This is a genomic window from Methanococcoides burtonii DSM 6242 (assembly GCF_000013725.1).
Taxonomy (GTDB): Archaea; Halobacteriota; Methanosarcinia; order Methanosarcinales; family Methanosarcinaceae; genus Methanococcoides; species Methanococcoides burtonii.
Map to the genome: position 1 here is coordinate 1,553,556 of NC_007955.1, position 25,035 is coordinate 1,578,590.

A 25,035-nucleotide genomic window follows, 5' to 3' on the forward strand; every position below is an offset into this window, starting at 1 on the left:
CAAATATAATGGAGATACAATGTTTGTTATTTAAATAGATCATAAGAAGAAATAGATGAAGAAATAGACATCAGTCCAATTTACGCATTACTATAGAACCATCCCTCATTTTTACCTTGACATATTGTTCTTTCTCTTCACCGACCTCATATTTGTTATACAACATGGACTCCACTCGCCCTGCACCGGTCAACTTTCGAACGATAGAGATATCCTGACCACCCACTCGCACTTTATCAGCAGGAGGAGCAGGTGTCACTTTCTTTTTTGAATATATCGTGCCACCGAGCATACCGGCACCTACATACCCCTTAGCATAATTGAAAATGAGAGTTCCAGCTTTCATATAAGCACCGGAGAATTCCCCCACCACACCTTCTACCACAACAGAGCCACCATTCAGATGAGCGCCAGTGTTAAGCCCGGCATTACCCTGCACATTGACATTACCCCTTTCCATAAGAAGTCCTGTTCCGTTGTAAACATCACCTTTTACGATAACTTCTGCATCGCAATTACATCTTGAGGCAAGTGTTCCCCGCAGAATACCATCATTTAGTATCAGTTTCCCATTTACCGCATCGAACTCGTTCTTGCAAAGCTCTTCAACTCCATTGCCACACAGAAGTTCAGTGATGGAAATGAACTTCCTGTATCCCTCAACATCGGATACGGCCTCAATGATGTTGCCAAACGGCTGTTCAATATCACCTGTGATGTAAAGCGATCCTGCCGACATCCCCATACCTGCTTCAGGCCCCACATTTCCTTCAACGAAGATGTTACCGGCAGCTTCGGTCTTGGCGCTACCTCCGAAATGGGCAAGGTCAACTCCCAGAGAATAGGCAAAACGACTTCCAATACTCCCTTTAATGTGAACATCATTTCCTTTCTTAAGCTCGTCCACAAGTTGCTGATAGGTATATTCCGTACCATTCTGACCAGGTATGACAGCAGATGGCTCCAGCTCTTTCTCATACCAGTAGAAATTGAACGTATAATCACATACGTTGTCCGGTACAGATGTCAGTTCAAGCTCCATTTACCGCTCACCCATGGATAAGTTGAGGCAGACAGCGTGTGCAGACCCAGAGGCTTTCCAAATTGTGCCTCATGGGCAGGAGGTATCTTTCATTTTCTCCGGCACCGCAACTGAAACAGGAGATAGAGATATCCGTGCTCTTTGGCTGAGCCTCTGCCTTTTCAAGATTGAACTCCACCGTCTGTCTTTCCTCTATCGTGATAGCACCTTCAGGACAGATACCGATACAGAATCCCATACCATCACAAAGATCTTCAGAAACGACCTTTGCCTTTCCATCAATTATCTGTATAGCTCCTTCGGCACAAGGTGAAACACATTGTCCGCAGCCAGTACATTTATCCTCATCTATCTTAACGATCATTCTTTTAACCATTCTCTATATCTCCTTTAGTGATGTGTTCCTTCAACAATTTCGATACCTGCATCAGTGATGGTCTTCTTGATCGAATCAATGTGCGGGCATTCCGGATAGTTCTTCATGATCATGCATGAACTCAGGTGTATCACGTCAATATCGTGTTTTTTCAGGGAACGCACCAGTCGGAAGACCCTTCTTCCTGAACAGCCACCGCATGTGAAGAATGCGATCATCTCAGTATTATCATCGTAGTCTGCAAACTTTACTTTCCTGGCATTGAACGCCTTTAAGCACCCAACTCCGGGACATGCCTCGGAAACAATGTCGCATCGAAGTACTGCTATTTTTTTAGGTCTTTCCTCAATAATGATATCGCCTCATTTTCAAGTGTGCTCTTCACTCCTTTTTGAAACCCGAAGCTTCTTCCACACTTCCCCTTATGATGTATCCGGCTTCATGCAATATTGTATCTTTCAGTTGGGTATCCTTATCCATGCTGGCAGTACATGGGTATGCATGATGTGCACCCGATACAATCTCTTTGTAATCTTCAATATCGGTCCACCTTAGTTTTTTTGCAACATACCATGTGGAGCCGCAGGGTGCATCCCTAAGCACCTGCACATGGGAGAATATCCTCCGATCAGAATCGATCTCGATCCTCAGCAGGGGCCTTCCAAATCCCATATCAACAAATTCATCGATAAGGGCCTTGCCTGTTTTTGTCAGTGAACAGAAAGGCTTGGGGAACTCACAGTCAATACCAGCGGACTCCAGCTTTCCCTTGACCTGCTGTACAAGTCCTGCAGGTGCAAGTTTTGGCACTTCCACAGGTGCTATAACTGCCTTTGCTTTAGCATTGGCTGCTATTTCAGGAAGCACCGAAAAGATGTCGGGATGCAGGTCCATGGCTATGAGGAGGTCACATTCACCCACATTTTTCGGGATGTGATCGAAAGGATCATCTATAAACTCAGGAAGATCATCAGGGAACTCATAGAGATCGACAATACTATCCGCGTGCGATATTTTCAGTTCACGACAGTGGTCACACAGGTCTCCACACGAGGTGCAGAACGTGCTTGAGTTGACGATATTGCCTATGACCTTTTTACCGAACTCACCATTATAATAGAAACTTATCCTCATTGTTAACCCCCTTAAGCCATCAGGAATCAAGCTGATCTAAAAACAATATAAACTAAACAAATAAGAAAAAAGGGCTATTTGAAGCCCTCAGTTTATGAAAGATCCTAACAACTTAAAGTCCAACTTCCTTCTTGAAAGCATCAAGTCCAATCTCTTCAATGACCTTTCCAATACGCTGTTTCTTTGCATGTGACTTATAGAATGAAATGATAGTATCAACAAGTGAAAGAACCTCATCCTCATCAAGTTCTTCAGCGATAGTATCTGCAAGGCGTGGTTTTAGACCTGCACTGCCTCCGACCATTACTGTGAATCCCTTAGGAGTACCCATTATTCCAACATCTTTTATGGCATTCTCCGCACATGAGTTCATGCAACCTGAAACACCGATCTTGAACTTTGATGGAAGCTCCATTCCATGGTATTTCTCATCGAGTTTGATCCCAAGCCCGACAGAGTCCTGCTGTCCCCTCTTACAGAATGTGGTTCCCGGACAGATCTTCACACTTCTTACACAAAGCCCTATTGCTGCCCCTGGTTTCATCCCAAGGTCATCCCAGGCATTGTCCAGGTCATCTTCCTTAAGTCCAACGATGGCAAGTCTCTGTGCTGATGTGACCTTAATTGCAGCAGCTCCATATTTTTCAGAAACATCTGCGATCTTTCTAAGAAGATCAGGCGTCGCAATACCACCAGTAATATGTGGTGCGATAGCGAATGTTTCCTTGTCTCTCTGAACAATAGCTCCCTTTTCAAGTATATCTTTTGACATTTTTTGATCACTCCGATGGATATCTTTTTGGTATCAAGTATATTTGAGATACTTCTATATATAATGGCAGTTTCTTGGTGGATACTATGAAGGATTGTACCATCTATAAAACGATCGATATCATTGGCAAAAGGTGGACTATGTGCATACTTCTTGAACTGTACAAAGGAAATAACAGTGAAAAACGATTCAATGAACTTAAGAAAAAAGTTGCAGGTATTACCCCAAAGACACTTTCCACCAGGCTTAAAGAACTTGAGGCAGACGGTCTTATTAAAAGGACTCTTGATGAGGCTACTTACCCCATGGTATACACTTACTCCCTATCAGAAAGTGGAGCAGAGTTCATGGAGATCATCCAGTCTATCAAAAAATGGGGTCTTGAATGGAAATTCGAGAATAAAGCATGCGGGCTCTCTAAATGCAAGAACTGTAAATTGTGAACGTACCTATATCAAAGGGCTCCGCAGCCACAACCTCTGCTCAAAAGAACGGACATAAGTGACCTTATCTCAGCAAGACCTCATCATAAAGAGATTCAGGGTCTTCTTTGATATGTAACTGCACTTTTTTATATAACACCATCAGCTTCAGCTATGGCTACCGCTTGCAATGAAGTTAAAATTAATCCCAAAATCTGTGCAAATTATAATTTATCCTAATAATAGATAGCCGAATTAAAAAAAGGGCGGGATCACATCCTGCCAATAATATCAAATACGGGTGTCAATGATCTGATAGCATCCTCGCATTCAACATTTTCCGCACACAGCTTTCTAAGACTGTTACACTTATTAATCAATTTGCTGACATCATTTGTAGCGGCATCATTTATCAGATCTGCCATATCAATAATTTCCTTGAAGTCACCGTTCCTTTCGGAAAGGTTTGCCTTGAACGTATTTATTTCAGTTTCCAATACCGGCTGAACAGCAGCCCTGAAAACCCTCAGGCAATTATCTGTGAAGCCACATTCGACATCCTCATTCATATCACATTCATCATCTGTAATTTCCATAGCTGAAACTTTCGCGAACAGGTGTGAAAGAATGGTTCTCTGTTCTGTCAAATACTTCGTGAATTCGAACTTCAGTTTATGGCTATTTGCCATCTTTGGTTTAAGTTCAAGCGTGACATAAGGAAGAGCTGACTGATATGCAGCAGTAAATTCATCCACTTTCTGAGGATAGAATCTCTGTAACAGATCAAGAACCTCTACAGCCCATTTCTGGTATTTCACCGAAAAAATTGCTTGCGACTCTTTAGCTTCGCCCACAAGTGGGAGCAGCCTGTATTTCCCTTCCGACTCATCCTTGTTCTTCTCAAATTCGAGGAATGGATACATTTTAGGAGCAAGATCTTCGATCTCATTGAGCACAATACTTGCTAACCTTACCCGATTGAACGTCTTTTGATCCATGTTACACCTTATATTAAATTACGTAGTAAATATGAAAAAAGGAACAATATCAAGGCAAATTGTTAATATGTATATTAATACCCAAACAATTGAACATGCCCTCTATTGCCCACGTTATTCCTTAACAAAAAGAATAGATACTATCTGTATCACTCTTCTTCTACTGTTAATTTGGTCATGACATCGCTCTGCTTGATAGCATTGACAACATCCATGCCTTCGATGACCTTTCCGAATACAGTGTGTACGCCATCAAGATGTGGCTGAGGAGAGTGAGTGATGAAGAACTGACTTCCACCAGTGTTCTTTCCAGCATGTGCCATTGAAAGGGCGCCCTTTGTATGCTTCTTTGGATTTATCTCACATTTAATAGAATAGCCAGGTCCACCGGTCCCATTGCCTTTTGGACATCCTGCCTGGATCATGAAGTTAGAGATTACCCTGTGAAAAGTAAGGCCGTTGTAAAAGCCCTGCTTAATAAGCTTCTCAAAATTTGCAACCGTTTTTGGTGCATCCTTTTCGAAAAGTTCGAGTACTATAGTTCCTTTATTTGTCTCAATTATTGCTTTTTTCATTATTGGTCTCCTCCCGAAATTATGGCAATCGATAATTTAAGGGTTTCCGTATTACTTATTGAAAAAATATATATGTATATGACATTCAATTTAATGTGTTGCATACAAATTTAGGTCATTGACCAAGATACATATATACATCCCAAACACCATATACATATATATTTATAAAATGTAATGATTATAATAGCGTTTGTTTGAAACAAATTATACATATTAGTTTTATATAAAGGATATACAAATATAAAGTGATAAGAATGGATGATCGCGGTCAAGTTGCTCTTGATTTCCTCTTTGGAATGGCTTTATTTTTAGTTGCGTTTACTTTTACAATGCAGTTTGTACCGGGTTTGTTCGTTTCTGATTCTACCGATGAGACTGGTATTGCTTTTACAGCATATCGCACTGCTACGATCCTCAGTGAAGATCCGGGCTGGTGGGAGAACAGCACCCAAAGGGGTACGGATTGGGAAGATCATGTATCCAACGCAACAAGAATAGGGCTTGCAGTAGATACTGTTCCGGAAACCCGACTAACGGATACGATAAATCTGTTGAGCATGGACAAATCGTTGCAGTTAATGTACCTCGATGAAGATACCCTGATAACGAAATTAGGACTTTATGACAATATCAATGGAAAACATATCAGATATGGTTACAACATCTCCCTTCATCGGGACGGTAACCCCATTTTACTGAACGATACTTTATTTGTCAGGGGAGAGATAAATACAGATTCTGTAGACGTATTCAAGATCGAGCGCCTTGCATTAGTGGAAACGGGTACATTTGTCGACTATGATGCCAATTCCCTTTATTCCAATGGAACTGCGGACACTACAAGAATATCTATAAGTGAGTCACAAAAAGGCAAGATGGTAATTGACATCAACAACTTTACGACGACCTCTCCAAATTCAAGTTTCGAGAATATATCCATGGATGGAACGCTATTGAACAGCTCGAATGATTATGTTGTTTATCTTAAAAATAGTAGCAATGGCTTTGAACCCTATTCCCCTCCTATAATGAGCAATAATATGCTTCGTCTGGAAATTTATCCAATGGCTTTTGAAAATTCAAGCCTTGTAGAAATTGAGTTCGATGATGTTACCTTTATTTCAGGGCCAGCAGTGGAATACACAGCTAGCAAAGAACCGTTCTATGAACTGGCACAAATGATGGTGAAGGTCTGGAAATGAACGATAAAGCACAAATATACACTCTTGAAGGACTTATGGCAGCAGTTCTGATCACCCTAACAGTACTGGCTGTTGCACAAAGTTCAGTGGTGATCATTCCTCAAACGGAGAATTTCCTTGAAGTGCAGATGAAGCAGAAAATAAATGATGCGCTTGTGATACTCGATGTAACTCCTGATACTACAATTGAGAATAACCTGACGGAATGCGTTGCCAGCTGGAACACAAGCACAGAAGCCTCTTACGGAAAAAATCAACTTGTAGCACTCGATAAGCAATTGGCAATAATGTTGCCGGATCTCATGTACAATGTTAAATTTGCCTATGTGGAAAATAACAGTGTGGTAGTGAAAAACACTGTATTCAATGGTGCCCCCACAGAGAATTCGATCACTGCGAACCGACTTGTAGCGTTGAGCAATTCAACTGTAAACTCTTATGGCGGAACATGGGTGGTAGCCGATGATGAACTCAAAGTAATAGAAGTGAGGTTAACTGCATGGCACGTATAATTGAAAATGATCAGGGACAGTGGATCCTGCTCTCAGGTCTTGTGGTAGCTATTGCCCTGGTCTTCCTGGTAACCCTCATGAACAATGCGGCAGTTACCGGTTATCACTCATCTAACAATGCCCTGGAATTTCCAAAAGATGATATCAGGGATCTTGTATCCCAGTCAAGAGATGCTACATCCCAGGCAGTTCATATTGCACATCAGATAAACCAGTCATCTAATCAGACCATTCCAGAGATCACTACTTCTATTATTGATGATTTTAACCGCCAGACAAGTTTGCTGTATGCTTCACATGGCCAAACGGTTGTTATAAGTGTATCGAACATCACAATAAACGAATCAGCATCATCTTTTGGTGATATGGTCTGGTTGAACATCAGCTATAATGATGGTAATACATTCTATTCTTCAGAACCAGAGATAGTGGAGGTCAGAGTATGAGATTATTATTCAAAGATGAAAAAGGAGTATCTTCTACAACCGGTTATCTGTTGTATTCATCCATATTCATAATGTTCTTCGTAGTCATCCATTTTAGCGTGAACGATGTTTTACTGGAAAGACAAAGTGATATTGTAGTCGAAGAGGGATTCAGTGATATAGGGAATATGATGAGCACTACACTCACCGATATGTACCTTATCGCACCGGAAAATGGCAGGATCGATACAAAGTACATGATACCAACGACCATTGGAAATGAATATTATACAATAAATGCAGACGTGGCTACTACAGACCAGCTAATTGAAGTGGAATCCCAATCATCTCAAAGGAAAGTAGATGTAACGATCAGCGGGATCGCAAGTACGGTCCCAATTAACGGAACTGCCTTGAGTGGTGAAATGGAGCATATGATCAGTTATGACTCAAGAAGACAATGATAGAGGAGATAAAGCCGTATCTGAAACAGTAGGATTCATACTTCTGTTTGGTGTAGTTGTAATAGGAATGAGCTTCATTTATGTAACGGGCTATCCCATTTTACAATCGAACATGGATTCAAGCATCTTTCAAGGAGCTGAACAAAGTTTCATTGTTATGCAAAGTGATATGAAAATGGTCTCTTTTGACCAGACTCCTGTCAAGAACATGAACCTCAAGCTTCATTCGGCAGGAATGTGGATCGATAGTACACCTTTCATGGACATAACATATAATGGGACAAGTACACATTATCCCATAGGAAAGATAGAATACATGAAAGGGGAACGGTCTTTAGCTTATGAGAACGGCGCTGTAATGGCCCAGTATGATACCGGCTCGAAGATCATGCTTTCGGATCCCCGGATCTACTCAACGATTATTGGAGGCGATGACATAACCACTATTGGCATCGTGCAGGTCAATGGTAATGGCGGTTCATCCGGAAGTTCTGTGATTACTTTGAAGATGGAACACAATGACACCGTTCTGACAAGAACAGATATACCTGTTAATGTATCTTTAAAAATGAACAGCGATTATGCATATGTCTGGAGAGATTACTTTGAAGACATCGGGTTTGCAACATCTCCAGTCATCAATGAAACCTATTTTGAAGCATATAAGAACGACACATTCCTGATAATAGGTCACAACATCGTGGACACCAGAATTACTTGAATATGAGCGTCGCAAGATAAATAAAAGAAGGGAGGTGGTAATTTAAGACCACATCCTCATCCTTTTTTAAAATTGTCATCGGTCATTGAACGATATTTTTTTGAATAAATAATCTAACCACATGATGATGATCTGAACCAATAGTATTATCAAAAAAAAGTAATAACGTTTTCATGAAAGCGTTATTACACCTTTTGGCCTGATATAAACAACAGCATTCGAAGATACTGAATTGTTTCCATTGCTTCCTATAGCCTTTATGTGTGCAGTACCTGCCATCATGCTCATCAAGTTGATCTGATCCGACCCACTGATCGTTATGTTTATTGGGTTTTCAGTTTCATTGAAGGTCCCGATACTTGAATATATCTGCATGTTAGCAATGGCTGGGTTCCCATCAGAATAGACAGCCTTTAGATCCAATAGCGCATCCTCTCCAATAAGCACTGTTGGAGACTCGGGAATAATTGAGATATTTCCAAGAGATACATAATCAACACTTGCCCCAAATCCGGAAATTCCTGTTTCACCTTCATAACTTATCTTAACATCAATGTTCGTTCCATTGACATCGGTATAATTTATCGATGATGTAGGTAATATCAAAGGAACCGAACCTGCACCCTGAACTTTAACCTGGAACCATACACCCCATTTATCCCCCGGACTCATGGAGGGTAAATTCCAAAGTAATTCCGACCTATCTCCCTCAGTACTTAGAATTGGTTCTGCATTGCCTTGCGAGGCACCCATTGGTATTGAATATTGAGTTGAGTTGCCAACCGTAGAATTCGTACTATTTGGTATGTAAGTTGCCGTAGCTATATACAATCCAGTTATGTAATTGTGAGGTATGTGCATTGAAAGTGTAGGACCTGCTGCAGTAAAATTTGTTATCTCTGATGCAATGCCTATAAAAATATCTTCTAATACTGTAGAATTGGGTGCAAAATAATATTTACCACCAGTGATATTGGCGATCTCACAAAGGATAGGATCTACCTCATCTTCATTGTTCCCGAGACCAACAGTATAGATGACAGTATTGTGTTCTTTTGCGCGAAGTGCTTCTTCTATTAACGAGTGATGTCCTGCGTTATCCAGACCATCGCTCATAAGGACAACTGTTGAATTACCTGTAATTGCTGAGAGTTCATTATTGGCTTCATACAGCCCCTCATCAATTGCAGTAAGCCCATCTGCGGTAATAGTATCGATTGAATTACTAAGATGAACAAGAGAATTATTTGACAATGATGAAGTGACTGTCGCCCTCCATTCCTTCCAGTTCAACTCCGTAGATGAATATGTCGTATCTTTCCATGGATACACAATATCAGATACTTCGTAATAACGTGAAGATGATATCTCCACCTCATAAGGAACATTCCACGAATCACCATTCCATTTCTGGACATTTATATCCGAGCTTCCATCAGAAGTAATCAGAGATATTTCGTCAGAATCAACATTAGATTCTAAGTTCACCCATCGAGTGTAACCCGAACTTGCAAGACTGGATGACGATCCTTCAGCCCCCCAGTTAGATCCATTCCATACCAGATATTTTGGCGTATTCGTACTGTCGCCCCAAACGACCATAGCATCCCCACTGCTACCCTCAAAGGCCACATCGAAAATACGTTTGGAATATTCATAACAATCGTCTTCTATTTCAGTAAGGGGTGTCCATGACGTACTGTTCCACATAGAAACATGGATATCCATGCCGTCATCTTCGACACCGACAATAGCATTATCTGAATTCGGATCTGTCGCGATCTTTATCCAGTATCCAATGGGAACACCAAGATCAAAGATAGTGCTTTCATTTTCCCATGATACCCCATTCCAGACGCGCGAACGTATATCCCCATTGCTTTCTGCCCAGATGACCATTGCATCTCCACTTTGCTGCTCATAGCCCACGTCAAAACACTGATAATAACCATAAGCTGCAGCAGAATTCGTTATTGTGATCAGATTGCCCCAGCCAGATCCATTCCAGACCTGTGCACGAATATCATTGTCATCATCGAGAGTGACAAGCATCATTTCATCAGAATATGGTTTTGAAACAATTTCGACCCAGCAAACATTCCCTGCGCCGGGATTGGTAGCATCAGTTGATGAAGCCGGAGACCAGAGTGCTCCATTCCAAACCCTGTATCGAGCAACTCCCTCATTAAGGGTCATATCCATATAGACTGCAAGTGCATCCCCAGATATCGACTCATATCCAATATCAAAACCACGGGTAGTAGATGAATCCATATAGGATGTGAATTGTTCTACTCCACTCCAGCCAGAACCGTCCCAAACCTGCACATTGAAATCACGGTTGTAATCTCCGGTACCGAGTATTATTTCTTCTTCAACAGGAGATTCTGCTAAGATCAATTGACGTATTGACCCACCAACGTAGTTAGCTGATCGCTCAACTGACCATTGATCGCCTTCCCATATACGATATCTTGGAACACCGGAACTCCCACTATCGTAATAAGCGGACATCAAACCACTAAGTTGTCTGCTCGTTGCATTGATCGTGAAGAATGTGTCATTTTCAGTGCCTGCTGATTTGTTCACGATAATGTGATAATCATTCCCTGTAAGCAGAGATGAATTCACCACCTTGGGATCTATGCCGTTCGATGATGATAAGAGTTCAGTCCCTTCATACAATGACATGTCGATAGTTGAACTATCGTTCCATGATAGCTCAAAACTGTAAAATGCATCTTTTTCTGGTGTGAAATAGCTTAACCATTCGCTTTTGTTGCGAATGTAGCTGGATTGGTTGTCCGAAGTAACAACATGATTGTCACTGTAGAGAACAAGTCCGGAGAGATCGCCACGACTTTCATCGAAGCTTGATATAAATGCCTTTGATGCAATTTGTGTCGCACTTTTTTTGTCTATGAAAGTAGTAAGTGTGAAAGGCTCATCACTGGAAGAACTGCTAACCTGTAAGGTCCAGTTTCCGGCCTCGACCATATCAGTATCAGGGTACTCATAAAATGTAGGCTGCACCCACACAAATTCAGAAGTTTCTTTGGTTATCGAATATTCCACGATTATCAAAGGCCTCCAACCATTGAGATCATAGTGATGGTCATTTTCATTAGTATCAGATGATGCAAAACGATCAATACTAGGATCTGCATCTGTTCCGGCATAACCGCTTCCCACAAGTACGATACTACATTCATCATCCCATTCAGGAACTCTATCCGTACCCCACATTGAATCAGTTATATTAAACTCAACGACATCACCTGCAATGGAAGAAGATCGTGAAAGAGTATCAATAGCGTATGAATTGTTGTAATCAGAACCACTAAAGGAACCAGACTCCCATGTCTGTGATGTTGCATTATTGTTCCATGTAGGAACTGAATATGGTGTCAAAACATCATAAACTGTAATGCTTCTGGAATCACTACCCGCATCCCATCCAACATAAGGTTCATTCACTCCTTTTAAATAAAGAGTAACGCTTTGGATCGTCGTGTTATGAGTAGGTGCTGAAGGAAGGCTCCATTTCATAATAGAAGCTGCCTGATCACCTGCATTGTTCATATCACTGGTAACATATAGTGAAGTCGATGATCCAAAATTGGTGTTCGGGGAAGAGGAGTCGATGAAAGTATCGAATTCTGTATCTCTAATGCTGATGTCTGCAGAGAATCTTTCATCCGTGAAATATCCAGAAGTAGATTCTGCCCTTCCATACGAGGTACCAGATGGTGACGTTAATCTGACATCCAGATCATTGCTTATGGAGCTCCAGCTCGCCATTGCCTTTAGATCATTGACTGACTCGTTCACCTGAAATACTTTTTCATATCCATAATAGGAAGTGTTAAAATTAATCACATATGGCGCTGCATTTGTGTACGTGCTTTCTGAAAGATCGGATGCTACAAGTATCCCATCCGCAAACAATTCAAGATTTCTGATAGAATTGGTATAATCATGCGTATTCTAAATAGTGATAGTGTTCATCCCACCCAGAACCACTGATGAGATATCATACTCAAAGGTCGACCATCTTTTGTCCCCGGTAACAGATAGTTCGAAACTATAGTTACCATTAACACACACCTTACAATCTTCATTGGAATCATCAATGTCCCATGCATCGTATTTTAAAATATATGGTGCATCTGAGGATGTCAGGTTAAGGTCGTCTGCAAATACATAGCTGTAAGGAGTAAATCCTTCAGTACCATAATCGATCTCGGTTACATCGAAATCACTGATCTCTTTTGAAATGGTATTGTAAACTGTTTGCAGTTCTGAACCGCTCGGGGCGTTATAATAGCTACCACCGGTTTCGGACGCAATGCGCTTTAGCATAGGCTCATCGATATATTCAGAACTTCCAAGACCTATAGAGTATATTCTGATATTGTTTAGATTCGCAGTACTTATTGCATCTGAACCATCTCGATCGGATCCTGCAGTTGCTACACCATCAGTAAGAACTATCATTATTTTTTTGGCGTCCGGCCGACCATTGATAAGAAGGTTATTTGCATCTGCCATCGCATCACCTATTGCAGTACCCCCATCTGCGACCATGGAATCGATCGCATTATGCAACAGATCTTTGTTTCCGGAAATATTAAGGGATACGGGTTGTCGATCCACAGTGCTGGTACTTGAAAAAGAGACAACTCCAACTTCTGTATTCGAGAGCAGATTCTCCATGAATATCTTTGCTGCTGACTTGGCATCGGTTAGTGGTTGTTCCGGCGCATTTCCAAGGAATTTCATACTTCCTGAACGATCAAGGACAAGAACTATGTCAAGTGCCGTGCCTGCATAGTAATCAGGGTCCATACTTCCAGAACGGTCAAGAATAAGCATTGATGTCGCAGCCGACCTACTGACAGGCAATTCCCCTTCCACTGTAATGACCGTTGTAATATTTACAATATCACCAGAGGTTACTACATAAGGTTCTGCATCGATGGAAGCACTGATGAAAGGCTGGTTCCTTATCTCTATTGAAAGACTATCATTTATGGCATCACTTAATCCAATTATTGTACAGTTCCCTACAAAGTTCGAACTTGTGAACTCGGTGATCACTCGCCCATATTGGTCAGTTGTGAAGTTTATTAGATTCGATTCATTGGACCCATCCAATGAAAGAGTTCCTAAAGAAGGAGCTGTGTTGTTAAGAGTTACATTAATATTCTGAAGAGAATGACCCCATGCATCAAGTGCTATTAATGTAACAGTTGAGTCATGATTTCCTGACAGATTGTTTGCCAGCACAACATTTGGATTGGCATAAAAATTAAATCTTGACAGAGGCCCTTCTGTAAATGAAAGTTCTTTCGATGTATTAATATTAGTAGTACCAGTCTCATTTTTGTAGGTCGCTGTGATAGAAATATTTTCCACATAGGGAGTCGGACCAACTACAGTGGTTGCAACCCCATAGTCATTTAAAGGGATCAGGGTCGAACCTAAACTGGATTCAAACAGGACTTGGTCCTTTATTTGAAAACTACCTGGAAGCAAAGGATTCAAGAACTGATCTATTATCTGTGCAGAAAGTCGATATGCATCTTCATTGTTTGCATAACAGGAAGAAGGTGTTGATGAGAGTGTAAGGTCCGTTGCAATGTCAGGAGTACCGGTTATGCTGAGCCTCAGGAACAGAGATGTATTTAACGCACCTATATTTACAATATTTTCTCCGGCACGCTTGTCTGTTCTAAGATAAACAGTCACTTTACCACCCAACGGCGTGGATTCCAGTGAAGAAGAAAGCCATGATGAATTATAAGTTACCGGACTGTTGTATATGGTGTCTATCGGATATGTTGCGTTGAAAATTAAAGTCGCTCCTTCTATCGGATTGTCATAACGATCATGTAAACTTACAACAATCTCAGAAGTTGTATTGACAACATACTCGTCATCATAAAGTGCTTCCATTGAGTAGGGAGTGGATGGTGCATAAACTACAGATGTATTATTTATAATTCCCAATGCATCCGATCCTATTGAGAGTGTTCCTGCGAGAGTGGAATTTATTCGTAACAAAAGACCTGTACCTTCAGTCGATTTGACAGAGGTCATATTGTTATGATCAATGGATATTTCGAACATATTACCCATCCATTCAGACAGGACAATGTTCTCATCATGTAGTTCTGAAAGTACATCCACCATTGTAAGATAGAGGTTGATGGTTGGAGTGTTGTTGATGTTGCCATACTGATCGCGAAGAGTGACATTCACATCTACCGCATTTCCTGCAGACGGATCGGTTTTGTTGACCTCGAAGATTATGTCCTCTATAGGAGCAGGTAAAAAGGAGATGTTGGTCATGTTCGTTTCAGTTCCCGAACTGGCATTTACGACCAAATTGCCGGAAATTGTTGAATTGATGAAAACTGTAGCAAAACCGGAATCATTCGTTGTGGAAGAAGAGGAACTAAGCATTCCAAAATTGGTAGAAAAATTAACCGAGGTATTGTTAAGAGGTAGTGTCCCATTCATGAGACGGCCAGTTAATAATACTGTGTCCCCTACCTGTGCCGAAGTATCACTGGCTGAAAATTCCAGTGTTACAGCCATAACAGGAGTTGTGAATAAAAATAATAGAAGTAGAATGCTCGCGAACTTTGCTGATATTTTCATGTGATTTGCCCTTCATTATCCACCAGTATAAATATTAGATTTGAAAGTATATAAATATGATTAATAATAATACGTGGATTTTAAGCAAGTATAATATAGATAGATACAAGGTTACAATATCGGGATGGTTTATGTGGATGGTTTAATTATTATACAGTTTTATTTTAATAATGCCCCACCAATTAAAAATATATAATGCCAATACCGTATTCAATATCGATATTTACCAAAATCATTTTATATGTGTAAGGGTTGTTAAAATGGGTGTTACTAAAATGATTAATTCAATTCTCGAAATGATAAAAACTGTTCCAGAGGGACAGGAACTGTCAGGGTATATCTATTTGCTTGACAGTGCATCATCCTCTATCATTTGGTATGATAACATTACAGATTGCAGCCAAGTGGAAGAAGATGATATTACTTGGTTAATCTTCAAATATGAAAATCCTGACTATGGATCATCGATCCTTGTAGTTCAGAAGTCGAATGTATCAAAACTTGACCTTTCGTACGTAACAAAGACAAAATACTGATTAATTAGATGGGATAAAAGATAATTGAAATTTTTTAATGGCACCATTCTACACCAGAATGGTGAATAATATCTTATTTTCATGAATTATTAGACAAGACCTTACTAGCTGTTGCTGTTTCTACCAACTGTCATCCATTCTACCCTATTCTACTAGCTGGCACTTCATTTTACTAGCCATGAACTCTGCTTAGTTGATGGTCGATCCTCGTAAATACTGCTATATATAGCTAGTATCAGAAATAAGGGAGTTAAATTCTAAAAACAATATGGAAATGTACGACAAAAAACGAAACCAAAAAAGAGGTTAAAAGTAATGCCAATGGCATTACTTTGCGAGATTGTAGTTCTGGTTTACGATCTTCACAGCACAGAAGTCACCGCACATTGTGCATGCATCTTCATCTGCTGAAGATCTCTCGGTTCTGATTTTTCTTGCGAGTTCCGGGTCGAGTGCAAGACTGAACATCTTCTTCCAGTCAAGGTCTCTGCGTGCCCTGCCCATTGCAAGGTCCTGGTCCCTCTTTCCGAGTTTGACCATGTCACCAACGTGTGCTGCGATCTTGGATGTCTGGACACCCTCAATAACATCCTCGATGTTTGGAAGTGCAAGGTGCTCTGCAGGAGTTACGTAGCAAAGGAAGTCACAGCCGTGTGATGCGGATGTTGCTGCACCGATAGCTGTTACGATGTGGTCTCTTCCCGGAGAGATATCTGTTACAAGTGGACCGAGCATATAGAATGGCTTGTGTCCGCTCATGGACTTCATGAGTTTAACGTTCATCTCTACTTCATCGAGTGGTACGTGACCTGGACCTTCTACAATTACCTGAAGGTTGTACTTGTCATGTGCTTTCTGTGCGCACTCAGAGTTGATGATGAGCTCCTGTACCTGTGCCCTGTCAGTAGCATCGTGGATAGCACCTGCACGCATTCCATTACCTGTGGAAAGAACAACTTCGTGCTCTTTAAGGATCTCACAAAGATAATCGAATTCAGCGTAGAGTGGGTTCTCTTTCTCATTGTGGAGCATCCATGTAGTCATGAACGCACCGCCACGTGAACAGATACCACCATAGCGACCGTGTGCTTTGAGCCTGTCGAGAACGATGTTGTTGATACCAGTATGGATAGCCATGAAGTTGGTACCGAGCTTTGCCTGCTGCTCAGTTGCGTTCCACAGATCATCTTCTGTCATGTGGATGATAGAACCGTCTCTCTTTGCAGCGCCAATGAAAGCCTGGTAGAGTGGGACTGAACCAACGGAGAGGGAGATAGCGTCACATACCTTCTTCCTGATGCCAAGGAAATCTCCACCTGTCCCAAGCTCCATAAGGGTGTCAGCACCTGCTGCTTCTGCAGCCTTTGCTTTTGCAACTTCCATATCTTCATCGATGATATCGGAAGATGCACCAATAGATGCATTTACCTTTGTTGTCAGACCTTCGCCGATACCACAGAGCTTAACATCCCTGTATGGTGAAGTTGGGATTACGATCCTACCTGCAGCGATTCCGCGCATAATGAACTCTGGCTCTAAGCCTTCGACATTTGCGACTACTTTCATAGCTTCCGTAATTTTACCAGCTTTTGCATCTTCTACAATTGACATGATTTAAACCTCGTGATTAGTTATCCCAAAAAAGAAGGTATTTTATTTAAGTATTGTCAAAAAATGAACTTGAGAGCTAATCAAGTAAAGTTGAATACAGGAGAAACTGTTCCAATGACGTTAACTATCATCTAATTATCAAATATTTGAATAAAAAAATTATAGGCCATTACAGTGCTGTTTTATTCATAATTTTAAGACTGATGCAGATAAACATATATCTATAAAATTGGCACGATTCAAGTTTTGTTGAATTCAAATAAAGAAAAGATTACTTGTTTTGATGAAATATTCAGATAGATACCATATTTGCAATGGTTTTACATCTCATTACCAAAGCATAATATGGATAGAACAAAAAAACAATAGAGGCATGATCAAAGGATAATAGACCATAATATTATAGTAACATAAAAAATAAGTGAATCGGTTTCAATCATCTCTTTTTCTGAGCATACGCATTGTTTCCCTGTGGAGAGAAACTATAAGATCGCTCAACATTCCGAAAATAAACATCTGAATTCCGGTGAGGATCAACAATGCCGTCAAAATGGTCATAGGGATACGAGTAACTCCATTCATCCACTCATTAACCACATACAAACCAACAGCAATCCCTGAAAGTGTTAAACCAGTACCTAATATTCCAAAGTAGAACATCGGATTATGCAATCTTGCCATTCTGAATATGGTCTTAGCGATCTTCAAGCCATCTCTTAGCGGATTTAGTTTTGTAGCTGCCGAAGAATGCCTTGCCACATAAGTGATGGGAACAACCTTGACCTTCATCTCGTTCTTAACACTCTCGACCGTCATTTCGGTCTCGATCTCAAAACCCATCTCGGTCAGAGAAAGGTTCTTTATCACATGGTGTGTGAACCCGCGATAACCGGTCAGTATATCCTCCAGCCAGATACCGTATGCAAACCCAAAAAGCTTGTTAAGTATCTTATTGCCTGCAAGATTCAATTTTGTAAAAGCACCGGCTTCGAAATTAGCCATCCTGTTCCCAAGAGTATGTTCAGCATGACCATCGAGAATGGGTTGCAGCACAGCATGAACATCACTTGCAAGATAAGTTCCGTCACCATCAATCATGACGATGTAAGGGTCTTCGATAAGCTGGAATGCTTCCTGAACAGCCTGCCCTTTACCCTTACCTTCCTGAACAATTACCTTTGCACCGTTCTCTTCAGCAAGCTTTCGAGTATTGTCGGAACTATGGCCATCTATAACAAGAATGTTCTCAAAGCCTTCCGATCGGAAATCCTTGATAAGCTGTACGATGGTCACTTCCTCATTCAGGGTAGGAATGAGGATACAAACATCGTTTTTGTTCAGTGAAGCCTGAATATCCATTTACAGAAGTCCCATGTTGTCAAGCTGCTGCCTTACAACTTCAACTCCTTGATCACAGTGCGCAGGTGATTTTCCGCCTGTGACCACAAGTTTGCCTGAGCTGAAAATAAGTACTACAACTTTTGGATCAGCTATCCTGTAAACGAGTCCGGGAAACTGCTCAGGCTCATACTCGATATTCTCGAGACCGAGTCCTATAGCAATTGCGTTGAGATTGAGGGTAGCATGAAGGTCAGCTGAAGCAACAATATTCTGTACAGTGATCTCAGGGTCTGCAATGGTCTCTATGCCGATACCGTTGAGCTTCTTTGCCATATTACCAATTACGATGTGTACATCAGCAACGTTCTTAGCACCGGTACATACGACCTTACCGGATGTGAATACAAGGAATGCAGCCTTTGGGTCAGTAACACGATAGACAAGCCCGGGGAATTTCTGCTTGTTGTATTCTGCACCCTCGAATTCCGCTTCAATCTTTATAAGGTCGAACTCTTCAGCAAGTTTAGTTGATGCGACCACGTTTTCTATTTTGATATTATATTCCGACATGTTCTTGGACTCTTCTGCAAGTTCAGTTGATGCGACCACATTTTCTATTTTGATATTAGATTCCGACATTTCTTTGACCTTCAGTATTATAAGGAAAGGTATATTCGCAAGCGCAGTATATATACTTATACCCTTTCCTTTATATATCTACTTAAAAACTATATCAATGAAATTTTAGTCTTCGAGCTTCTTCAATCCATCGATGATAGCATCATATTTTTTGCATACCCTCTCAATGAGATCGCCTTCGATAGAGGAGTGAGTAGGAACCAGAATGTCAGCCCCCTCAGTAACGTTCATGCCTTCACTTGATGTACCATAATCAGGTGCTATAACTACCCCTTCTGCTGAAATACCAAGGCGCAGATCACTAACGATCCGTGCGATCATGTCTGTTGCGGGCCTAACCTTTTTACTGATCACAAGTGCTTTTGACACATACCTCTCCCTCATTTCCGTGATGAGTTCGATGCTTTCTTTCACCCTTTCCGGATCAGCCACGTTCTCAAGTAACTTTATGGCATCGAGAAGATCATCAAAAGTGGTAGACCGTACCTCTATTATCTCTCCATCATAATTATTTATTACTTTCTCTACGTAACCTTTTGATATTACAAGCTTATAAACATCAGCAAGCTCGTCCAGTTCATCTTCAGTAGGATCATAGGCATTGATCGTCCTGTAATCCTTTATTCCACAAAGGTCCACAAGGGATCTGTACATCGGAGTAAAACCAATGAACTTACGTCCCAGCCACCTATCAAGACCTTCCTTACCGCTTTGCTGGCGTGAAAGTTCAACGATCTTTTTCTTGATCGATTCCGGTTCATTCCTATCAAGACCGAAATAATCTGCAAATAGCGGAGTCGTTTGAAGAAGTTTGGTCCTCCCATGAGGCACTGCTTCAATGAAGCCCCTGTCCTTAAGTTCCCGAATATGATCATAAACGGAATTGCCCCTCATATCAACGAGCTCCGACTGGACAACGGGTTGATGATAAGCAACCATGGAAAGCGTACGAAGTATAGGCGCTTTCAATTCCTTTGGTGCGATGGGACTTATAACATCAGTATATTTTGGTTTGACCTGCATGACATAACGTCCACCGAGGTCAATTATTTCCATTCCGGACTCGCGTGTCGAATACTCTTCCATCAGTGACCGGATCACAGGTGTGACATTCTTTGCAGACTTATTGATGAGCTTGGCAAGCGTCTGTGTGTCAACAGCTTCCCCTGCCGCAAAAAGTACGGCTTCTATGATCTCTCTCTCGCTCATTTATTCCTCTTCAAATAATTCAATGACAGATGGGGGGTGCACAAATAATTCCCCGAAAAGTTCTTCCTGTGCCAACAATACCTTTTTCTCAGAAGCAAGGAACAGCAGTGAGATATACGTCATCAATCTTTCCGAACGGCTTCCGGACCAGTCTACAAGGTCCGAGAACATAACTTCATCCCTGGTTCTAAACAACTCTTCCAGAGAAGTATAAAGGGTGTCCACCCTGCCGCGTATATCCTCCTCATGCGCTATCCCGAGCACATCATCTGTAGTGACCCTGTCAAATACTTCAAGACGGCGGCGTATTCTGCGGTCTTTCCTTCTGGTCTCGACCTTTTCTGCCTTCTTAAGCTCAGTTATAAGCTCTTGAAGAGTGACCGGCCGAGTCGCAGTACGGCGTATAGGAAGCTTTGGCACTGGATATTCTTCGATGTCATAAAAATCCATTTCATCATCCAGAAGATCATCATCCAATTCCACCTCTTCCTGAGCAAGACCTGTTGATTTCATCCTGAGAAGAATAGATGCATATAGAAGGGTCCTTCCCGATATCCTCAGGTCCATTATCTTAAGATCTTCTATATATGCGAGAAACTTATCCGTAACTTCGACAATATCAATATCCCAGGGATTAATATCCCCGTTCTTCGCAAGGGTGACGAATATCTCCACAGGCTCACAGAGAACATCATCGGAGATCTCGATCTGCGATTCATCGACACCGAGGGAGCGAAGGGTCTCAAGAAACTCGGGATCAATGGAACTACTGGATATTTTGACGATCTCCTCGATGCCAGCGCCTGCTTTATCCACACTTGCATCGATCCCTTCAGGCACCTCTGGAATATCGTTCAACGTAATTTCACACCCGTAATGCTCGTGATGTTGTTCTCCTGCATAGCCACACCAATAGTACGCTCAGCCGCCTCTATCATCGGCTTACGCAGGGACACGACAATAAACTGTGCCTTACCCTTTGCCTTTTTAACACGCTGTGCCACACGGTCAGCGTTCGCACCGTCAAGGAACATATCGATCTCATCGAATGCGTAGAAAGGTGCAGGACGATACTGCTGGATAGCAAAGACAAATGCCAGTGCAGTAAGACTTTTCTCCCCACCGGACATCGCTTCCAGACGCTGCAGGGTCTTCTCCTTTGGCTGTGCCCGAAGGGTCAGTCCACCATTGAAGGGTTCGTCATTATCATCAAGTACGAGTTCCCCGGAACCATCAGAAAGTTCGTGGAAGATCTCCTTAAAAGGTTCGTTGATACCATGGAAAGTTTCCATGAAAGCATCTTTCTTAAGCGTCTCATACTGATCGATACGAGTAAGGATCTGTTCCCGTTCATTAAAGAGAATGGCCCTTCTGGTCTTAAGGTCCACGACCCTTCCATCCACCTCATCGTATTCATCAATGGCTCTCATGTTAACAGGTTCGAGACGTTCCATAGCCTTCTCGATGGATGCGATCCTTGTGCTAACGGTCTCATAATTAGGAACATCCTCGACCTCTTCGATACCTCGTCTCACAAGTTCTTCCTTCAGGTCCTTTGTCTGGTCCACAAGAGCATTGCGAGTAGCTTCCAGTACCATCATCGCCTTGTCCGCATCATCGAGTTTTGATCGAACAGAAGCAAAGTCCTTCTCGGCCAGATTGTATTCGGTCTGCTTCAGAGCACGCTTCTGCTGCATATCCCTGAGCTCTTCGGTAAGTTCTTCCTCACGTTTTTGCTTGTCCTCAAGAGTGAGTTCAAGTTCGGCTATCTTGGTCTTGAACTCAGCAACACGTACCCGGTGAGTAGATTTCTTCTCTTCCATCTCCTTTATAAGTTGACGATCATCTTCGATCTTCTTAGAAGCATATTCGTGATCGAGGTTAAGAGCATTGATATCCGCCTCGATATCACGTATACGCCCATCCAGCCTGCGCAATTCCTCATCGATACGATCAGCCTGTTTGTTAAGCTCAGGAACTTCAGAATCAGACAGTTTCTCATCAAGGACAGCAATCTCAGCTTCAAGCTCTTTGGAACGCCCTTCCACATCCACCTTCCTTGAAGCGACCTGCTCCATCTCTTCACGAAGCTTGGCCCTCTCACCTTCGATCTGCTCAAGCTCATTGTTCTTAGCTTCAATAAGCTGCGTAAGACGTTCAGCCCTGCCGCCGATCTCTTCAAAGATCATTTCCTTTTTCGAGATCTCTTTTTCAAATTCGTGGATCTCACGATTGATATCAGCAATATGTCCCTCGACAGCATCCAGTTTCTTGATAGCTGTATTACGCCTTGATTCGAATTCGGTAAGCTGTTCTGCTATCTTGAACAATTTGTCCTTCTCAGCAGCTGCAAATGAGAGACCGGAATTTCGCCCCATTGAACCACCGGTCATAGCCCCGCTTTTCTCAATGACCTCTCCTTCAAGGGTCACCATACGAAGTCCGCCAATAAGACGACGTGCGTTCTCGAGCGTATCCACGATAAGCGTATCCCTAAAGACATACCAGAACGCAGCTTCGAACTTATACTCAAAATCAATAAGATCGATAGCATAGCCCACAACACCCTTCCTGTCAGAAAGGTCCTTGTACGGCCTCCTTGATTCCATCTTGTTCAGCGGAAGGAAGGTCGCACGCCCCCCACGCTGCTGTTTCAGGAAATGGATAGCTCTTGATGCATCCTCGTCTGTCTCAACGACCACTGCCTGCATACGCCCACCTGCAGCAACACTTAGAGCATTTGCATATTTTTGATCGACACTTCCAAGTTCTGCTATCGTACCATATATCCCGGGAAGACCATGATGCTTCTTCTCGGCAATGATCATGTCAACAGCTTTTGAATAATTACTGGTATCCTCTGCAGCACGCACGCGCGCCTCAAGCAACGCATAGTCCTGCTGATGTTTGCGTAATGTGACATCAAGATCAGTAACAACACTCTTTATCTGGAAACAGTTACTTTCAAGATCATCAAGATCGCGTGTATGTGCATTGATCTGCTCCGTAAGCTTCTCTATATCATACTGCGCAGACTTCGTATCACTGTCAGAGGACTCGGATTTACCCTTGGCATCCGTGATCTCGTTCTCGATATCCCTTACCTCAGCAGACTTCCTCCTCAACGAATCCAGCAAACGGTCTTCCTGGCGCATAAGTTCACTTTTATCGTTCTTCACGGTCTCAAGTTCGGACTTGAATACCAAAAGCTCATCACGCGTCTGTGCAAACTTCTCATCCACATCAGAGATCCTGCTTTGCAGGATCATTCTCTCGGTCTTCCTTTCAGATATCTCAGAAAGGATACTGTCCTTACGAAGCGATTCTTCAGACAGCTTTGAATTAACATCATTTATCTTGTTCTTTGTTCCCTCGATATCAAGGAACGCCTTCTTGCGTCTGGAATCAATATCCTCTATCTCATTGTCCGCAAGCTCGATACTATTGACACATCGGGACACTTCACCCTTTATTTCCTCTATGTCCCTTTTGACCTGTATCTGCTCGTCCTCACCCATCCTCTGGATCTCAGATGTGAGCTCAGTGAGCTCCTTCTCGATCCCTGCAAGCTTCTCCTTCCTCTCCTCGATAGATAATTGCAGCTTTTCCTGCACTTCTTTCTTGAAAGAAATATCCTTGTCGACATTCTCAAGTTCAACTTTTGCATCCTTGAGCTTGGAAAGAAGTACAAAACCCTCGAACTTCATCTTCTCCTGCTTGAGTGCCTGATACTTGACCGCCTGATCACGCTCCAACTTGAGCTTCTCGAGCTGTTTTTCCACTTCTTCGATCAGTATATCTGCCCTTTCAACACGTTCCCTGACGATCTCAAGTTCATTAAGTGCCCTGTCCCTCTTGTTATCGAACTCAGCAACACCGGCGATCTCATCGATTATCTTACGCCGCTCGTTCGGAGTCATTGTAATGATGCGGGTAACGTCCCCCTGCATGACAACATTATACCCTTCCGGAGTTACTCTTGCCTTTGAAAGATAATTATGCAACTCAGTAAGGCTCACAGCCTTGCCGTTAAAATAAAAGTAGCTATAATAGCCATTATCAGTCTCCCTGATCTTTCGACTAATGATAACCTCATCCGCATCCACCGGCATCTCGCGGTCAGTATTATCGAATTTAATAGTAACCTGTGCAAAATCCGGCCTTTTTGCCTTGTCGCCATTATATATCAGATCGGTAAGTTTTTCAGCCCTTAACGTTCGTGAGTTCGAAAGGCCAAGAACAAAAAGGATACCATCGATGATATTTGACTTTCCACTTCCGTTCGGACCGGAAATAGTAGTAAAATCATCAAAGAAAGGTATCTTAACTTTTTTGCCAAAAGATTTGAAATTTATAAATTCTATTTCCTTAATATACACAACATTCC

General features: G+C 41.9%; 23 protein-coding genes. 8 read left to right on the forward strand and 15 right to left on the reverse strand.

Annotation, left to right across the window (positions count from 1 at the left end):
- Nucleotides 1-70: 70 nt before the first annotated feature.
- The 5 genes from MBUR_RS07615 to MBUR_RS07635 all read right to left on the reverse strand — a co-directional run bounded on the left by MBUR_RS07615 (nucleotide 71) and on the right by MBUR_RS07635 (nucleotide 3,324).
- Entirely contained in the window at nucleotides 71-1,042 is a 972-nt protein-coding gene (locus tag MBUR_RS07615; protein WP_011499529.1) for a hypothetical protein, read from the reverse strand.
- A 7-nt stretch (nucleotides 1,043-1,049) separates the two neighbouring features.
- Nucleotides 1,050-1,418 carry an ATP-binding protein gene (locus tag MBUR_RS07620; protein WP_011499530.1) on the reverse strand — a complete coding sequence of 123 codons (369 nt, stop codon included), beginning with the start codon at nucleotides 1,416-1,418 and terminating at the stop codon, nucleotides 1,050-1,052.
- A gap of 14 nt (nucleotides 1,419-1,432) precedes the next feature.
- Nucleotides 1,433-1,774, reverse strand: a complete 342-nt coding sequence (locus MBUR_RS07625) for a CGGC domain-containing protein (protein ID WP_157196678.1) — start codon at nucleotides 1,772-1,774, stop codon at nucleotides 1,433-1,435.
- Nucleotides 1,775-1,799: 25 nt separating this feature from the next.
- On the reverse strand, nucleotides 1,800-2,552 hold the full coding sequence (locus MBUR_RS07630) for a DUF166 domain-containing protein (protein ID WP_011499532.1): 753 nt from the start codon (nucleotides 2,550-2,552) through the stop codon (nucleotides 1,800-1,802).
- Between the two features lie 112 nt (nucleotides 2,553-2,664).
- Nucleotides 2,665-3,324: an NAD(P)/FAD-dependent oxidoreductase gene (locus MBUR_RS07635; protein WP_011499533.1), complete on the reverse strand. Its 660-nt coding sequence runs from the start codon at nucleotides 3,322-3,324 to the stop codon at nucleotides 2,665-2,667.
- Nucleotides 3,325-3,410: 86 nt separating this feature from the next.
- Here MBUR_RS07635 and MBUR_RS07640 point away from each other — a divergent pair, with 86 nt between their 5' ends.
- Nucleotides 3,411-3,767, forward strand: a complete 357-nt coding sequence (locus MBUR_RS07640; RefSeq protein ID WP_011499534.1) for a winged helix-turn-helix transcriptional regulator — start codon at nucleotides 3,411-3,413, stop codon at nucleotides 3,765-3,767.
- A 251-nt stretch (nucleotides 3,768-4,018) separates the two neighbouring features.
- On the opposite strand, the gene MBUR_RS07645 is transcribed toward MBUR_RS07640, so the two are convergent.
- Nucleotides 4,019-4,744, reverse strand: coding sequence for a hypothetical protein (locus MBUR_RS07645; RefSeq protein WP_011499535.1), 726 nt, complete (start codon nucleotides 4,742-4,744; stop codon nucleotides 4,019-4,021).
- 149 nt (nucleotides 4,745-4,893) lie between these two features.
- A complete protein-coding gene (locus MBUR_RS07650; RefSeq protein WP_011499536.1) occupies nucleotides 4,894-5,319 on the reverse strand; it encodes a peptidylprolyl isomerase in 426 nt (141 codons plus the stop codon).
- A gap of 257 nt (nucleotides 5,320-5,576) precedes the next feature.
- Here MBUR_RS07650 and MBUR_RS07655 point away from each other — a divergent pair, with 257 nt between their 5' ends.
- From MBUR_RS07655 to MBUR_RS07675, 5 genes are read left to right on the forward strand one after another with little or no spacing between them, the layout of a single operon-like run.
- Nucleotides 5,577-6,524: a DUF7287 family protein gene (locus MBUR_RS07655; protein WP_011499537.1), complete on the forward strand. Its 948-nt coding sequence runs from the start codon at nucleotides 5,577-5,579 to the stop codon at nucleotides 6,522-6,524.
- Nucleotides 6,521-7,036, forward strand: coding sequence for a DUF7288 family protein (locus MBUR_RS07660; RefSeq protein ID WP_011499538.1), 516 nt, complete (start codon nucleotides 6,521-6,523; stop codon nucleotides 7,034-7,036). The genes MBUR_RS07655 and MBUR_RS07660 overlap by 4 nt, the downstream gene beginning before the upstream one ends.
- Nucleotides 7,024-7,482: a DUF7261 family protein gene (locus MBUR_RS13020; protein ID WP_011499539.1), complete on the forward strand. Its 459-nt coding sequence runs from the start codon at nucleotides 7,024-7,026 to the stop codon at nucleotides 7,480-7,482. The genes MBUR_RS07660 and MBUR_RS13020 overlap by 13 nt, the downstream gene beginning before the upstream one ends.
- Nucleotides 7,479-7,925, forward strand: coding sequence for a DUF7266 family protein (locus tag MBUR_RS07670; RefSeq protein ID WP_011499540.1), 447 nt, complete (start codon nucleotides 7,479-7,481; stop codon nucleotides 7,923-7,925). The genes MBUR_RS13020 and MBUR_RS07670 overlap by 4 nt, the downstream gene beginning before the upstream one ends.
- Nucleotides 7,906-8,646, forward strand: a complete 741-nt coding sequence (locus MBUR_RS07675) for a DUF7289 family protein (RefSeq protein ID WP_011499541.1) — start codon at nucleotides 7,906-7,908, stop codon at nucleotides 8,644-8,646. Before MBUR_RS07670 ends, MBUR_RS07675 begins: the two co-directional genes overlap by 20 nt.
- 171 nt (nucleotides 8,647-8,817) lie before the next feature.
- Here the strand turns inward: MBUR_RS07675 and MBUR_RS07680 are convergent, their stop codons facing one another.
- Nucleotides 8,818-12,594: a DUF7594 domain-containing protein gene (locus MBUR_RS07680; RefSeq protein WP_011499542.1), complete on the reverse strand. Its 3,777-nt coding sequence runs from the start codon at nucleotides 12,592-12,594 to the stop codon at nucleotides 8,818-8,820.
- A gap of 39 nt (nucleotides 12,595-12,633) precedes the next feature.
- Nucleotides 12,634-15,000, reverse strand: a complete 2,367-nt coding sequence (locus MBUR_RS07685) for a vWA domain-containing protein (RefSeq protein WP_048063313.1) — start codon at nucleotides 14,998-15,000, stop codon at nucleotides 12,634-12,636.
- Between MBUR_RS07685 and MBUR_RS14155 the strand changes: the two genes are divergently transcribed.
- Nucleotides 14,999-15,316, forward strand: coding sequence for a hypothetical protein (locus MBUR_RS14155; RefSeq protein ID WP_048063314.1), 318 nt, complete (start codon nucleotides 14,999-15,001; stop codon nucleotides 15,314-15,316). The two genes, MBUR_RS07685 and MBUR_RS14155, sit on opposite strands and share 2 nt — an antisense overlap.
- Nucleotides 15,317-15,587: 271 nt before the next feature.
- Nucleotides 15,588-15,848, forward strand: coding sequence for a hypothetical protein (locus MBUR_RS07695; RefSeq protein WP_048063315.1), 261 nt, complete (start codon nucleotides 15,588-15,590; stop codon nucleotides 15,846-15,848).
- A gap of 327 nt (nucleotides 15,849-16,175) precedes the next feature.
- Here the strand turns inward: MBUR_RS07695 and thiC are convergent, their stop codons facing one another.
- From thiC to smc, 6 genes are all read right to left on the reverse strand, one after another.
- Nucleotides 16,176-17,459 (reverse strand): phosphomethylpyrimidine synthase ThiC, encoded by a 1,284-nt coding sequence (gene thiC / locus MBUR_RS07700; RefSeq protein ID WP_011499545.1) that lies wholly within the window; start codon nucleotides 17,457-17,459, stop codon nucleotides 16,176-16,178.
- Nucleotides 17,460-17,891: 432 nt separating this feature from the next.
- Nucleotides 17,892-18,818 (reverse strand): S-layer glycoprotein N-glycosyltransferase AglJ, encoded by a 927-nt coding sequence (gene aglJ, locus MBUR_RS07705; RefSeq protein ID WP_011499546.1) that lies wholly within the window; start codon nucleotides 18,816-18,818, stop codon nucleotides 17,892-17,894.
- Entirely contained in the window at nucleotides 18,819-19,370 is a 552-nt protein-coding gene (locus MBUR_RS07710) for a TATA-box-binding protein (protein WP_048063593.1), read from the reverse strand. It abuts the gene before it with no gap.
- Nucleotides 19,371-19,544: 174 nt separating this feature from the next.
- Nucleotides 19,545-20,648, reverse strand: coding sequence for an SMC-Scp complex subunit ScpB (scpB, locus tag MBUR_RS07715; RefSeq protein ID WP_011499548.1), 1,104 nt, complete (start codon nucleotides 20,646-20,648; stop codon nucleotides 19,545-19,547).
- Entirely contained in the window at nucleotides 20,649-21,506 is an 858-nt protein-coding gene (locus tag MBUR_RS07720) for a segregation and condensation protein A (RefSeq protein ID WP_011499549.1), read from the reverse strand. It lies immediately after the preceding gene.
- Entirely contained in the window at nucleotides 21,503-25,027 is a 3,525-nt protein-coding gene (gene smc / locus MBUR_RS07725; protein WP_011499550.1) for a chromosome segregation protein SMC, read from the reverse strand. Before smc ends, MBUR_RS07720 begins: the two co-directional genes overlap by 4 nt.
- Between the last annotated feature and the right edge of the window lie 8 nt (nucleotides 25,028-25,035).